Origin of the sequence: Halochromatium salexigens (assembly GCF_016653295.1) — a bacterium.
GTDB lineage: Bacteria > Pseudomonadota > Gammaproteobacteria > Chromatiales > Chromatiaceae > Lamprobacter > Lamprobacter salexigens.
Genome location: NZ_NHSF01000008.1, coordinates 73,006 through 85,632 on the forward strand (window position 1 = coordinate 73,006; position 12,627 = coordinate 85,632).

At 63.0% G+C, this 12,627-nt stretch carries 15 protein-coding genes; 12 read left to right on the forward strand and 3 right to left on the reverse strand.

Annotated features, from left to right (window positions below):
• The first annotated feature begins 37 nt into the window (after positions 1-37).
• The 4 genes from cydX to CCR82_RS01015 all read left to right on the forward strand — a co-directional run bounded on the left by cydX (position 38) and on the right by CCR82_RS01015 (position 3,104).
• On the forward strand, positions 38-172 hold the full coding sequence (gene cydX, locus CCR82_RS01000; protein WP_201243332.1) for a cytochrome bd-I oxidase subunit CydX: 135 nt from the start codon (positions 38-40) through the stop codon (positions 170-172).
• Positions 173-274: 102 nt separating this feature from the next.
• Positions 275-1,060 carry a YciK family oxidoreductase gene (locus CCR82_RS01005; RefSeq protein ID WP_201243333.1) on the forward strand — a complete coding sequence of 262 codons (786 nt, stop codon included), beginning with the start codon at positions 275-277 and terminating at the stop codon, positions 1,058-1,060.
• Between the two features lie 53 nt (positions 1,061-1,113).
• On the forward strand, positions 1,114-2,073 hold the full coding sequence (locus CCR82_RS01010; protein WP_242513151.1) for a transketolase: 960 nt from the start codon (positions 1,114-1,116) through the stop codon (positions 2,071-2,073).
• Positions 2,070-3,104, forward strand: coding sequence for a transketolase family protein (locus tag CCR82_RS01015; protein WP_207190888.1), 1,035 nt, complete (start codon positions 2,070-2,072; stop codon positions 3,102-3,104). The genes CCR82_RS01010 and CCR82_RS01015 overlap by 4 nt, the downstream gene beginning before the upstream one ends.
• Before the next feature lie 157 nt (positions 3,105-3,261).
• Here CCR82_RS01015 and CCR82_RS01020 read toward each other — a convergent pair whose 3' ends face one another.
• Complete coding sequence (locus CCR82_RS01020) at positions 3,262-5,133, reverse strand: Hsp70 family protein (RefSeq protein WP_201243335.1); 1,872 nt, start codon at positions 5,131-5,133, stop codon at positions 3,262-3,264.
• Positions 5,130-5,858 carry a DUF2760 domain-containing protein gene (locus CCR82_RS01025; protein WP_242513152.1) on the reverse strand — a complete coding sequence of 243 codons (729 nt, stop codon included), beginning with the start codon at positions 5,856-5,858 and terminating at the stop codon, positions 5,130-5,132. Before CCR82_RS01025 ends, CCR82_RS01020 begins: the two co-directional genes overlap by 4 nt.
• 140 nt (positions 5,859-5,998) lie before the next feature.
• Between CCR82_RS01025 and CCR82_RS01030 the strand changes: the two genes are divergently transcribed.
• The 5 genes from CCR82_RS01030 (at position 5,999) to CCR82_RS01050 (ending at position 10,112) form a co-directional block, all read left to right on the forward strand.
• Positions 5,999-6,265 carry a DUF2934 domain-containing protein gene (locus CCR82_RS01030; RefSeq protein WP_242513153.1) on the forward strand — a complete coding sequence of 89 codons (267 nt, stop codon included), beginning with the start codon at positions 5,999-6,001 and terminating at the stop codon, positions 6,263-6,265.
• Between the two features lie 248 nt (positions 6,266-6,513).
• The gene (locus CCR82_RS01035; protein WP_201243336.1) at positions 6,514-7,086 is read left to right on the forward strand and encodes a NapC/NirT family cytochrome c; all 573 of its coding nucleotides are present in this window, start codon (positions 6,514-6,516) and stop codon (positions 7,084-7,086) included.
• Between the two features lie 50 nt (positions 7,087-7,136).
• Positions 7,137-8,081 (forward strand): ankyrin repeat domain-containing protein, encoded by a 945-nt coding sequence (locus tag CCR82_RS01040; protein ID WP_201243337.1) that lies wholly within the window; start codon positions 7,137-7,139, stop codon positions 8,079-8,081.
• Between the two features lie 111 nt (positions 8,082-8,192).
• Positions 8,193-8,813 (forward strand): c-type cytochrome, encoded by a 621-nt coding sequence (locus CCR82_RS01045; RefSeq protein ID WP_201243338.1) that lies wholly within the window; start codon positions 8,193-8,195, stop codon positions 8,811-8,813.
• 6 nt (positions 8,814-8,819) lie between these two features.
• Positions 8,820-10,112, forward strand: coding sequence for an FCSD flavin-binding domain-containing protein (locus CCR82_RS01050; protein ID WP_201243339.1), 1,293 nt, complete (start codon positions 8,820-8,822; stop codon positions 10,110-10,112).
• A gap of 102 nt (positions 10,113-10,214) precedes the next feature.
• Here CCR82_RS01050 and CCR82_RS01055 read toward each other — a convergent pair whose 3' ends face one another.
• Positions 10,215-11,570: a DUF2333 family protein gene (locus CCR82_RS01055; protein ID WP_338073067.1), complete on the reverse strand. Its 1,356-nt coding sequence runs from the start codon at positions 11,568-11,570 to the stop codon at positions 10,215-10,217.
• Here CCR82_RS01055 and CCR82_RS01060 point away from each other — a divergent pair.
• From CCR82_RS01060 to CCR82_RS01070, 3 genes are read left to right on the forward strand one after another with little or no spacing between them, the layout of a single operon-like run.
• The gene (locus CCR82_RS01060; protein WP_201243341.1) at positions 11,515-12,042 is read left to right on the forward strand and encodes a Na+/H+ antiporter subunit E; all 528 of its coding nucleotides are present in this window, start codon (positions 11,515-11,517) and stop codon (positions 12,040-12,042) included. The genes CCR82_RS01055 and CCR82_RS01060 overlap by 56 nt on opposite strands.
• Positions 12,039-12,302: an MrpF/PhaF family protein gene (locus tag CCR82_RS01065; RefSeq protein ID WP_338073068.1), complete on the forward strand. Its 264-nt coding sequence runs from the start codon at positions 12,039-12,041 to the stop codon at positions 12,300-12,302. The genes CCR82_RS01060 and CCR82_RS01065 overlap by 4 nt, the downstream gene beginning before the upstream one ends.
• Before the next feature lie 12 nt (positions 12,303-12,314).
• Positions 12,315-12,626: a monovalent cation/H(+) antiporter subunit G gene (locus CCR82_RS01070; RefSeq protein WP_201243342.1), complete on the forward strand. Its 312-nt coding sequence runs from the start codon at positions 12,315-12,317 to the stop codon at positions 12,624-12,626.
• Position 12,627: the final 1 nt, after the last annotated feature.

A 12,627-nucleotide genomic window follows, 5' to 3' on the forward strand; every position in this document is an offset into this window, starting at 1 on the left:
AGGGCCGCGGTGACGATCACCTTTAGAGGAGCGCATCATGTGGTACTTCGCCTGGTTACTCGGCGTCCTGCTCGCGGTCGCCTTTGGCATCATCAATGTTATGTGGTACGAATCCGAGCAATGCCTTGGTGACGCCGGAGATGATGACGAAAAAGACAATCTCTCGGCTTGACCTGGCCTGATCCAACAAGGGTTTGAAACCAAGACCAAAGGATTCATCATTTCCCTGTACGCACGCCTGCAGTAGGCTAGGTCGTTTTCGATCAATCGATATATGACCGTGAGCCATAGTCCACAAAACTATCAACCCCGCCCCCAACTGCTCGAGGACCGTGTGATCCTGATCACAGGTGCTGCCGAAGGCATGGGCAGAGCGCTGGCGCTGGATGCTGCCCGCCACGGCGCCACCGTCATCCTCAGCGGGTTTCGCGAAAAGGCGCTGGAGTCGGTCTACGACGCGATTACCGCCGAGGGCTCGCCCGAACCAGCAAGCCTGCCACTCGACCTCGATAAGGCCGACGAGCAGTTGATGCTCGGCATCGCGACGACGCTCGGTGATGAATTCGGCCGCCTCGACGGGCTAGTGCACACCGCGCAGTACATCCCGTTCCTGAGCCGGATCGATGACTACGATGCCGCGCAGTGGGATAAGGTGCTGCGGATCAACCTCACAGCACCCTTCCTGCTCACGCAGGCCTGTCTGCCGCTGTTGCGCGCGGCGGAAGCAGCCTCGGTCGTCTACCAGTCGGATCGTGTCGGTCGACGCGCGCTGGCGTACTGGGGGGCCTTCGCGGCGGCGATGTCCGGACTCGAGGGACTGATGCAGACCCTGGCCGAGGAGACCGAAGGCAGCAGCCGCATTCGCGTCAATACCATTGATCCGGGTGCGCTGCGCACCGCGCAACGCCGCGAACTCTATCCGGCCGAGGACCCGAACAGCCTGCCAACTCCAGAGAGCATCACCCATGCCTATCTGTACCTACTTGGGCCAGATTCACGCGAAGTCACGGGTCAGGCTTTCAGCGCACAACCCACGCCAGCCAGCACGGCCACGCAATGAACGCGCAACGACCGCAACCTGACCCGCAAGCAATATCAGCTGAGCTGTCCGCCTTGACTGTTCAATCAGTCGCCGCAGGCATCCGTCGACGCGTGCTCGAACACACGCTACGCAACAATGGCGGCTATCTCAGCCAGGCCTGCTCCGCCGCCGAGATCCTCGCGACCCTCTTCCTGCGGGTGATGCAATTAGGACCCAGCACAGCCCCACTGATACCCAGGCCCTTCGCCGGCGTTCCCTCACAGAACAACCCAGCGGCCTTGACCGGTGCCGGCTACAACGGACCACGCGCGCCCGATCTCGACCGTTTCATCTTCTCACCGGTGCATTACGCGCTGGTCCTGTACGCGCTGCTGATCGAACTCGGCCGACTCGGCCCAGATGCGCTGGAGCGCTTCAACACCGATGGCAGCACGGTCGAGCTGATCGGCGCCGAGCATTCACCCGGCCACGAGGTCACCGCCGGCTCACTTGGCCAGGCCCTGAGCCAGGCTGGCGGCATCGCGCTAGCACGGCGGCTGCGCGGTGAGTCCGGGCGGGTTTGGGTCTTCATGTCCGATGGTGAGTTTCAGGAAGGTCAGACCTGGGAGGCCTTTGCCGCCCTCGCCCATCATCATATCGGCAATCTCGGCGTCTACATCGACGCCAATGCTCAGCAATGCGACGGTGCCATGGCCGATGTCATGACCATCGAGCCGCTTGCCGATCGGCTGCGGGCGTTCGGCGCCGAGGTGCATGAGGTCGATGGCCATGATGCCGAGGCCTTGGCTAAACCCGCCCTCGCGCGCGAAAACACAGTCATTCGCGAGCGTCACGATACAGCCGGGCAGCAGGACCCAACGCCTGCAGCGATCGACCGCCCGCTAGTTGTCATCGCCCGCACCGACACTTGCCGAGGCATCGATCTACTGCGCGAACGTGCGCCGAAATTGCACTATCTTCGCTTCAAATCGCCGAACGAGCAGGATGCCTACGAAGACTTGCTCGAGCATTGGCAGGATCTCGCGTCATGATCGAACTGGTCACCCGTCCGCATCGATCCAATCTGCTCCGTTGGGCGGCCAAGCGTTCCGAGGTGTTGGTGCTCGGCGCCGATCTCACCGCCTCTTGCGAGGCCGATGGCTTCCGCGACCAGTTTCCCGAGCGCTTCTTCTCGTTCGGCATGGCCGAGCAGAATATGCTCGGCTTCGCCGCCGGGCTGGCACGCGAAGGCTTCTTTCCCTACATCCATACCTTCTCGGTCTTCATCACCCGCCGCCCGTTCGATCAACTGGCGATGAGCATCGCCTATCCGAACCTGCCGGTGCGCCTCATCGGCTTCCTGCCCGGTCTCACCACCCCGGGAGGCGTCACTCATCAGGCCATCGACGACATCGCCCTAATGCGCGCGCTGCCGAACATGACGGTGCTTGAGGCGGGCGACGCGACCGAGGTCGAATCCATGCTCGATGCAGCCCAGGCCATCGAGGGACCGGTCTATGTGCGCCAACTCCGCGGCGAGGTGCCCAGGCTGTTCCCGTCCGAGCAGCCACTGCGCTTCGGGCGGGCGCGGCTGCTCGGCAGCGGTACCGATCTGGCGGTCATCAGCGCCGGTATCTGCACAGAAGAGGCCCTTAGCGCCGTTGCCGCACTCCGCAGCCGGGGTGTCGCCACCAGCCATCTGCACGTCTCGACGCTCAAGCCCTTCGATGATCCACGTCTGCTCGAGCAAATCGCCAACGCCCGCTATGGCGCGATCACGATCGAGAATCACAGCATCATCGGTGGCCTAGGCAGTGCGCTCGCCGAACAGCTCGCCGAACAAGGGATCGGCAGGCGGTTAATTCGACTCGGGCTGCGCGATACCTATGCCCATGGCGCCAGCAAGCCCTACCTGATGCGAGAATACGGGCTCGATGCAAGGGCGCTGGTGCATGCCGCCGAGACCCTGATTGACGCATCGCTCGGGATCGATGACGCGGTCTTGGCCGAGCATGCAGCCGCAGTTCGAGGCGCGGCCCAGAGGGAGACCCTAGCCAAGGCCGACAAGACCGAGGATCTCTAGGTGCTCAATCCGGGCCCATCACCGGCTTGCGTGAGCGGAAGTATCGCCTCAGGTCGCCGCGCATGGACCGCTCACGAATATCCCGCTCGCAGCAGATTCAGGCCATGGGTCGCCCCATGATGCCAAGACCGATGAATTCCAAAACGATCGGATCCGCTTAACCACCAGCGCCATTGCTGTTGGAGCCGCGCGTGTTGAACGACACCTTCCAATCCGAGGCCTCGCCGTCGGCTTTGACGTTGGTCGGGATCGCGGTCAGCTCCAAGGTGCCGACCTCGGACACCTCGGCCTGCAGCCGCACCGGGACAACCTCGCTGCGCTTGAGCTTGTCGGCGGGCAGACTGGTCTGGATCTCCTCCATCTCCTCGAGTTCATCCTCGGACCACTCTTCGAGCAGATCGCCGACCTGATCCTCGCGCCGGACGCTGGAGCCGAAGAAGCGGAAGCGCACCGGCTCACCGACCACCAGCCCGAACTCCTGCGGCGGCACCACCGGCGCGCTGCCCTCCTCGAGGCCGAACGGCACCACGCAGAGCGCGTGCAGCTCGGGCTCCATGCCGGGAATCGCCGGCATGCTGCGCTCGATGCCGACATAGTACGAATGCGAGGTGCCGCCCCGGATGCGCACGCCGCCATGATTGCGTGCGTAGGCATAGAAGGCCGCGCCGCGCGCCACGGCCAGATCCATGTCATGCGCCGCGAGCAACCGGGCGGGGGGCGCATCCTCGCCGGCCAGCCACTGATTGAGCACCTGCAGCACCCGATCGCGCAAGACCTGGGCGTTGAAGACACCGCCGTTGAAGAGCACGGCGGTGGGGTGCAGGAAGCTCGCCCAATGGGCATGCTCGACGAACCCCTCGAGGTCTTCGGTCGCGCCCGCCTGCTTGCCGAGGAAGGCCGCCAGATGGCGCGTCACCGCCGGGTCTTGCGCGAACGGCAGGCCGACCTTGGTCAGTGCCCCGCGCGCGCGCTGGGCCGGGCGCTCGTCGACCGAGACCTCGGGGAAGAAGCCATTGATCAGCGTGGTGGTGACCTCGTCGTGGGTCAGCTCGGTGCGAATCGAGCCGCCGATCAGCTTGGCACCCCGGCTCGGCACCACGATCGGATAAGATGCCAGCTCGGCATCGGCCAGCAGCGCCTCCTTGGCCTGACGACAGCCGTGGGTCAGCGCCTGCAGCTGCCATCGATCCAGCTCGACGCCGTTCTTCTTCAGCTTTTGCTTCACCACATGGGCCAGGGTCAGGTCCATGTTGTCGCCGCCGAGCAGGATGTGCTCACCGACCGCGACCCGGGTCAGCTCCAGCGCGCCGGCCTGCTCGGTGACCGCGATGAGCGAGAAGTCCGAGGTGCCACCGCCGACATCGACCACCAGGATGATGTCACCGACCTTCACATCATGGCGCCAGCGCCCGAGGCTATCGTTGACCCAACTGTAGAGCGCGGCCTGCGGCTCCTCGAGCAGCACCAGATGTTCGATGCCGACGGCCTTCGCGGCCTCGGCGGTGAGTTCGCGCGCGGCCGGATCGAACGAGGCCGGGACGGTGACGGTGACCTCCTGCTCCTCGAGCGGATCATAGGGATGGGCGCCGTTCCAGGCCTCGCGCAGATGCGTGAGATAGAGCATGCTGGCCTCGAACGGCGACAGCTGTGGCACCTCGGCCGGAACCTCGGGGGGCAGGATCGGCGCCTTGCGATCGACATCCGGGTGACAGAGCCAGCTCTTGGCGCTCGCCACCAGCCGAATCGGCGTGGTCAGCCCTTGCCGACGCGCATGCTCGCCGATGACGCGCGTCGGATCGCCGCCCCAGGGCAGGGTCAAATCACCCTGTTTGTGCTCGTCCGGGTGCGGCAGGTAGAGAAACGACGGCAGCAGCGGACGCTCCTCGACCGAGCCCGCCGCCGTCAGCTGCGGGATCTTCAGGATGCGCTGTTCGACTTCCTCGCCCTCGCATTTTGCCGTCTCCACATAGGAGAGCGCCGAGTGCGTGGTTCCCAGATCGATGCCAATGGCATAACGCGCGGCATTCACAGCTCCACCTCCGCCGGTGCTAGGATTCGGACATCACGACTGCTCGCCACCCGTGGCAGATGCACCTCGAGCGCACGCCAACCCCGGTGCACCAGCGCACCGGTGAACGGCGGCTCGCCGATAACTTGGCCGGTGGGGCGCTCGGCGGCGGGATCGAAGCCCTTGTTCAGGGTCACCTGAGTGCCCTCGGGCTCGTCGCGCACGGGCGCGATACTGAGGTGGTCCTCGAGCACGCGCTGGCAGCCGTCGTGCACCACCCGCGCCGCCGCGCCGACCTCCTGATCCGAGTAGCCGGACACCTCCTCTTGGAGAAAATCGAGGAACCGTCCTTCCTTTTGCAATAGCGACAGCAGCACCAGCGCCGAGTCCGGGCCGGATTCCTGCAGCACCGCAGCCGGGGCTGGCGGCGTCTTCGCGGACGAGGGACTGGAGGCAGCGTTGATGTAAAAATCCGTCAGGCGTTGCGCATCATCGGCACTGACCATGGCCCGAGCGAAGCTATAGGAGGCGATCGGTAGCCGCTTCAGCACAATCCAGGTCTCACGCGCGGCGATACCGAGCCAGTAACGCGCCAGTTTCCAGCCAGCGGCAGCGAGTCGCTTAAGTGCGCGCGCAGCGATACCCAGCCAATACATTGCCAGCTTCCAGCCAGCGGCGGAAAGTCGCTTGACTGCCTGCAACAGCGGTTGCAGCCGCTGCCACAGCGACGGCTTCTCATCAGTCATCTGAACGGTCCTCTTCTCGGGCGTTGTGGTCATGCTTGATCAGCGCAACATAGTACCGCGCCGGCTTGATGCACATCATCCACAATGGCTCGGAATAGGTCCATCAGCTGGCACACTCCTGGCTACCCGCTTGATCCCTCATGACCAAAGACAGACGCAAGCATACGCCCATGGTGGCGAATACCGAGGAGCGCGGCGAGATGATCGCCGTGGCCGCCTACTACCTGGCCGAGCACCGTGGCTTCACCGCAGGAAGCGCCATCGAGGACTGGCTCGAGGCCGAGCAGCAGATCGACCGCATGCTTGAGACCATTCGCCAGCAGGGCATCTCGCGCCTGCGGTTCGAGCGAGCCGGGCTGCGCAATGCGCTGCGGCTCTGGGACTCGGGCCAAGCGAACAACCGCTGAGCACGGCAGCAACAACGAAAGCGCGACCATGGAAGCATCAGACCGACGGTCGCAACCTCACGCGTAAGATCCTACTCGGCGACTTGGCAATGATCACGGCGATACCGTAGTATCCGCGACTGGACGACAAATGATAACGGGGCTGCTTCCGCGCAAGACCAGCTCCCCAGGCCGAGACCGAGGCGGTCACTGCGTCAACCGCTCGCGTCCACAGGCTGTTCGATTACCACTAGCTCGCGAGGGTTCACATGCCTACCCCAAAACGGCAAGACGAGGCGAAGCCCAAACAGCGCGGACGGCGCATTGGAATCCTGCTCGTCAGCGTCCTCTTTCTTGCCGGCATCGGCTTCACGGCACTCTTCAATACTGGACTCGCCTACACCAACGAGATGGAGTTCTGCGTCTCCTGCCACACGATGCAGACGGTCTACGAGGAGTACCAGGAGAGCCTGCACTTTCGCAATCAGTCCGGGGTCCAGGCAACCTGCTCGGATTGCCATGTGCCAAAACCGTTTATCCCCAAGCTCGTCACCAAAATCATCGCCGCCAAGGATGTCTACCACGAGATCCTCGGCACCATCGACACCGAGGAGAAGTTTGAGGCTCACCGCTGGGACATGGCCTCGCGGGTGTGGGCGAAGATGGAGCGCACCGACTCACGCGAGTGTCGCGCTTGCCACAAGTTCAACAGTATGGACCTCTCCGAGCAGGGCCGCACGGCGCGCCGGCGTCATGCCAGCGCCGAGGAACGCGGCCAAACCTGCATCGAGTGCCACAAGGGCATCGTCCATTACCAACCGCTCAAACCACGTGATGACTGAAGATGTCGGGGCTGGCGCCCGCCGCCGCGATCCAGCAAGGGGACCCCACCATGTTGACCAGGCTCGCTTACGCATTTGTCATCATTGCCGCCTTGCAGGTCGCGGCGCCCACCTTCGCAGATACCGACGAACTTGATCGCGAGCTGCGGCTAGCGGCGATGATCGGCGATACCGAGGCGATCTCCGATCTGCTCGATCAGGGCGCCGACCTGAACGCCAGCAGCACCTTCGGCAAGACCGCGCTGATGATGGCGGTCGAGGGTGGCAATCTGGAGACCGTTGCCCTCCTCCTCTCGCGTGGCGCGGACGTCAATGCGCGAACTGTCGCTGGCTGCACCGCCCTGACCTTCGCGGCCGAGAACGGCCATTCCGGCATCAGCGCGCTGCTCATCGAGCGCGGCGCCCATGTGCACGACCGTACCCGCGCCGGCTGGGATGCGCTGATGATCAGTGCCCGCTACGGTCTGAACGACATCGTCGAGCAGCTCCTCTATCGTGGCGCCGACCCCAAGGCTGCGGACAAGGATGGGCGCTCCGCGCTAATGCAGGCGGCTGCAAAGGGCCATCCAGAGACCGTCTCGTTGCTCGCACGCCAGGGCGCCGATGTCGACGGGCGTGATGACGAGGGCGCGACGGCCCTGATCATCGCGGCCGATAACGGTCATTTAGAGGTCGTTAAGACCCTGCTCGAGCTGAATGCGGATATCAATGCCCGCGATGACGTCGGCGCTACGGCGCTGATGTGGGCAGTGAGTCACGGCTTCAGCGAGATTGCAACGACGTTACTGCAACAGGGCGCCGACCCAAACCTGCAGGATAACAACGGCATGACGGCGCTGATGGAGGCCGTCAACAGTCAGCACAACGAGATGATTAGCCCGCTGCTCGAGCATCAGGCCAATCCAGCGCTCACCGACACCCAGGGGCATACCGCCGCCGACCTCGCGCGTGCTACCGACAATACTGAGGCAATCGACTTCATGAGGCAGCCCTAGCGCTCGCCTCGACCCGATGCGCGAGACAGGGCAACCAACAGTCCTGTTTCCGCATATCAGGACGGAGAACCACTCCGCGCCTACGCTCGCACAATCCCCATAGGAGGAAGCATGGCCAAACACTCATTAAAACTGGCTCTTGCAGGCGGGGCGCTTGCCCTCGGCCTGTCGTCCGGTGCCCATAGCGAAGAGATCGCCAGTGGCAAGATGCTGGTCGATACCTGCGCTGGTTGCCACGGCACCCATGGCAACAGCGTTGGTCCGGCCTCGCCGAGTATTGCCGGTATGGACCCATTGGTGTTCTCCGACATGATGTTCGCCTTCCAGGAGGACGACACCTACTCGACCATCATGGGCCGTATTGCGCGCGGCTACAGCGAGGACGAGATCGAACGCATGGGCGTATACCTCAAGACGCAGCCGTTCGAACCGGTCGAGCAACCCTACGACGAATCGCTCGTCGCCGATGGCGATGCCTACCACGAGAAATTCTGCTCCAACTGCCACGAAGAAGGCGGCAAGGCGCTCGCCGATGTCGAGGACTACATCATCCTCGCCGGCCAGTGGACCCCGTACCTCAAGTACGCCATGTCAGACTTCCGCGAAGACCGCCGGATGCTGCCAAAGAAGATGGGCCGCAAGCTCGATAAGATGCTTGAAGATCACGGCGAGGAGTCACTCGATGCCGTCTACGCCTACTACGCCAGCCAGCAAGACTACAAACAGGAGTGAGTGCAGATGACCATGAATCGACGTGATTTCGTCAAGACCACCGGAGCCGTTGCGGCGGTTAGTGCATTCGGGTTCCCGCACATCGCCCGCGCCCAGGGCAAGAAGGTGGTCGTCGTCGGGGGCGGCACCGGCGGCGCCACCGCAGCCAAGTACATCAAGATGGCCGACGAGCGCATCGATGTGACCATCGTCGAGCCGAACAAGGCATATTACACCTGCTACATGAGCAACGAGGTGCTGAGCGGCGCCCGTCAGATCGAGTCGATCCGCCACGGCTACGACGACTTGAAGTCGATGGGCATCAACCTCGTGTTCGAGAAGGCCACAGCCATCGACCCCGAGAAGAAGGTGGTCAAGACCGAGGGCGGGCAGGAGCTGGCCTATGATCGCGCCGTGGTCGCACCCGGCGTCTCGATGCTCTATGACAAGATCGAGGGCTATAGCGAGGAGGTCGCCGAGAAGATGCCGCATGCCTGGAAGGCCGGCGAGCAGACCAAGATCTTGCGCGGCCAGCTCGAGGCCATGGACGATGGGGGCGTGGTCGTGATTGCCGCACCACAGAACCCATTCCGCTGTCCCCCCGGCCCTTACGAACGCGCGAGCCAGATCGCGATGTACCTGCAAGCGGAGAAGCCGAAGTCGAAGGTCATCATCCTCGACAACAAGCAGAAATTCTCCAAGCAGGGACTGTTCACACAGGGTTGGGAACGCCTCTATGGGTTTGGTACCGAGGACAGCTTGATCGAATGGCAGCCTGGCCCCGACGCCGGGGTCAATCGGGTCGACCCCGAGACAATGACGCTCTATACCAACTTCGACGAAGTCAAGGCGGATGTCGCCAATGTGATCCCGCCGCAGGCGGCCGGGCAGATCGCGCTCGATGCGGGGCTTGCCGACGACAGCGGTTGGTGCCCAGTGGACAAGAAGACCTTCGAGTCGACCTTGCACAAGGGCATTCATGTCATCGGCGATGCTTGTATCGCGACGGCGATGCCAAAGTCTGGCTACTCGGCGAATAGTCAAGGCAAGGTCGCCGCTACAGCGATCATCGCCATGCTCAATGACGAGGAGCCCGGCATCCCGGCCTATGTCAATACCTGCTATTCGATCATCGGCAAGGACTATGGCATTTCGGTGGCCGCGGTCTATCGTCTGAGCGAGGATGGGTCGACCATCGCTAGCGTCGAAGGTTCTGGTGGCTTAACACCCTCCGACGCGCCGGATTTCGCACTCAAACGCGAGGTCCAGTACGCCTACAGTTGGTACAACAACATCGTCGCCGATACCTTCGGCAGCTAAGGTTCGCAGGGGCGTAGACGCTTCAATCAGGGATCAGGGGACTGAGGGCCCTGATCCCTCATGCGCACCCTACCTCCAATTTGAGGTGGGGTGCGCCATCGATCAACCGCGTTCCAACAGCTGACGCAGATCGATCACCGCCGCGTTGGCCCGCCCCATGTAAGACGCCAGGATGAGCGAGTGGTTGGCAAGCACGCCAAAGCCATGACCGTTCAGCACCATGGGGCTGTATTTGCGCACCACGGCTTTCTCGAGTTCGCGGATGATCTGTTGCATCGAGATCTCCGCGTTCTTGTCCTTCAACACCTTGCGGAACTCGACCTCTATCGCCTGCATCGAGTGCAGCAAGGCCCAACTATAACCGCGCGCCTGATAGAAGACATCGTCGACCCTGGTCCAGGGTGTGCGCTCGAGCACGACCGGGGCCGCGGCGGCAGCGTCCTCGACCGTCTTCTCGATCGCCTCCGAATCCTTGCCCTCGAGGGTTGAGGCCAGCGCGGGATCGCCGACGCTCGCCGCCAACTGTTGACCATAGCTGCCGAGCCGTTTCTCGACCACCTGTAGATGCCTCATCAGGTTGTCGGCACGCTCGAAGAAACCCGCGTTACTGTCTTTGTTCATCAGAGCCTTGAGATAGTCCTCCAGCTGCTTGACGCCATCCTTGTACATCTCCTCGGCGGAGGGCAGGAACCAAGCATCGGAGCTGAATGCGAAGTCCGAATCCGCTCGCTTGAGGGCATCACTCTCGATCGACTGGCTCTGCGAGCGGCTGAATTCATTGCGCAATGAACGCACCGAGTCGCGCAACTCGGTCAGCACGCCGTACTCCCAGTTCGGCATGTTGTCGATCAACACGCCCGGGGGCAGCATGTCATTCTTGATAAAACCGCCGGGCTTTTTCAGCAGGGTCTCGGCGACCTTGATCGCGGTCGACACATAGATATCGCCCGAGACGGTGGCGAGGGACTCGCGGCCATCGCCGGTAATGGCATCGGAACCCGCGCGTTCCTTGACGTTGGCAATCACGTCGAAGGGTTTCGGCTGTATCGACCAGTACATCCCGAGCCCGACGATGAGGAGCACGATCAGGATGACACCGCCAAGCAGGAGTCGCCCCACACTGCGCGTTTTTTTTGACGCTGACGGCGGCTCGCCGGCAGCAGAGGACGCCGATCGCGGCGTCGAATCAGGCATCTTGGAAGTCTTTTTGCTGTTCATGTCACGGTACCTAAGACCTGAAGGATGTGAAAGGATGCGGGCTGTGTTCATGGCCCGATTGAAAACCAGCACAAAAATGCTTACTGTTCCCTCTGCGGCGATGGTGTTGAATAACCGACCCATGTTTCTCATCGTAGCAAAGCACAGTGGATAGGGTACCATCGAGCAGCGGGAAGACACCAAGATGAGTGGGAACCTCGGATGGCGCCAGCGCCTGCGCCCGTTGCGGATTTTGCTCACGCTCGCGCTCATCTGGCTGGTGATCGCGGGGCTCGAGCCGAGTAGCTGGATCATCGGGCTGCCGACGCTCGTGTTCGCGACCTGGGCCATCATCACACTGACGCGCGGCTTCCTGCCCGCCCATCGACGCGGCATCAGGCTGCTCGGGCTGCTGCGCTTCGCGCCCTTCTTCGCGATCGAGTCGGTGCGTGGCGGTATCGACGTCGCCGCCCGCGTCATGCGTCCGCGTCTTCATATCGATCCCGGTTTCCAATACTATGAATCGCGACTCGTCGATCCCATCGCTCGCGTCGTCTTCCTGGACAGTATCAGCCTGCTTCCCGGAACTCTCAGCGCGGATATCATGGATAACCGGATCAAGGTGCACGCCCTCGATAGCAGCAAGGATCTCACGCCGAGCCTGCAGCGTCTCGAGCGCCTGGTGGCGGCCCTCTTCGGCGAGCGCGAGCAGCCGCACGCCGCGCACTCATGAGTATGCCGGCGGTCTTCCTCGCCCTCGCGCTCCTGCTGCTCGTCACCATGACGGCCGGGCTGCTGCGGATCGTGATCGGCCCCAGTCCGGCCGATCGCATGATGGCCGCGCAGCTGCTCGGCACCTCCGGCATCGGCGTGCTGGTGCTGCTGGCTTCAGCGCTGGAGATGCCAGCGTTGATCGATGTGGGGCTCATCTTCGCGCTGTTGGCGGCGGTCTCGGTCACCGCCTTCACGCGACGGCGGATCGACCAGGATTAGCCTCGAGCCGCCATGGATACCAACACCCTCGACGTCGCCCTCAACCTCTATTCGATCCTGCTCGGTCTCGCGGGGGCCTTCTTCTTCATCGCCGGCACGGTCGGCGTCCTGCGCCTGCCGGATATCTTCACCCGTCTGCACGCATTGACCAAGGCCGATAATCTGGGGCTTGGTCTGATCCTGCTCGCGCTGCTGCCGCATGCACCGACGCTGTTGTACGGCATCAAGCTCTTGCTGCTCTGGTGGCTGGTGCTGCTCGCGGGCGCGACCGGGGCTCATCTCATCGCTCAGTGTGCCGTGCGCGCCAACGGCAAGGACCGGTGAT

Coding starts and splice junctions, on each gene's coding strand:
- CCR82_RS01015 (WP_207190888.1), top strand. CDS start 2,070: ATGATCGAACTGGTCACCCGTCCGCATCGATCCAATCTGCTCCGTTGG.
- CCR82_RS01070 (WP_201243342.1), top strand. CDS start 12,315: ATGGATACCAACACCCTCGACGTCGCCCTCAACCTCTATTCGATCCTG.
- CCR82_RS01040 (WP_201243337.1), top strand. CDS start 7,137: ATGTTGACCAGGCTCGCTTACGCATTTGTCATCATTGCCGCCTTGCAG.
- cydX (WP_201243332.1), top strand. CDS start 38: ATGTGGTACTTCGCCTGGTTACTCGGCGTCCTGCTCGCGGTCGCCTTT.
- CCR82_RS01035 (WP_201243336.1), top strand. CDS start 6,514: ATGCCTACCCCAAAACGGCAAGACGAGGCGAAGCCCAAACAGCGCGGA.
- CCR82_RS01030 (WP_242513153.1), top strand. CDS start 5,999: ATGACCAAAGACAGACGCAAGCATACGCCCATGGTGGCGAATACCGAG.
- CCR82_RS01005 (WP_201243333.1), top strand. CDS start 275: ATGACCGTGAGCCATAGTCCACAAAACTATCAACCCCGCCCCCAACTG.
- CCR82_RS01060 (WP_201243341.1), top strand. CDS start 11,515: ATGAGTGGGAACCTCGGATGGCGCCAGCGCCTGCGCCCGTTGCGGATT.
- CCR82_RS01065 (WP_338073068.1), top strand. CDS start 12,039: ATGAGTATGCCGGCGGTCTTCCTCGCCCTCGCGCTCCTGCTGCTCGTC.
- CCR82_RS01025 (WP_242513152.1), bottom strand. CDS start 5,858: ATGACTGATGAGAAGCCGTCGCTGTGGCAGCGGCTGCAACCGCTGTTG.
- CCR82_RS01050 (WP_201243339.1), top strand. CDS start 8,820: ATGACCATGAATCGACGTGATTTCGTCAAGACCACCGGAGCCGTTGCG.
- CCR82_RS01045 (WP_201243338.1), top strand. CDS start 8,193: ATGGCCAAACACTCATTAAAACTGGCTCTTGCAGGCGGGGCGCTTGCC.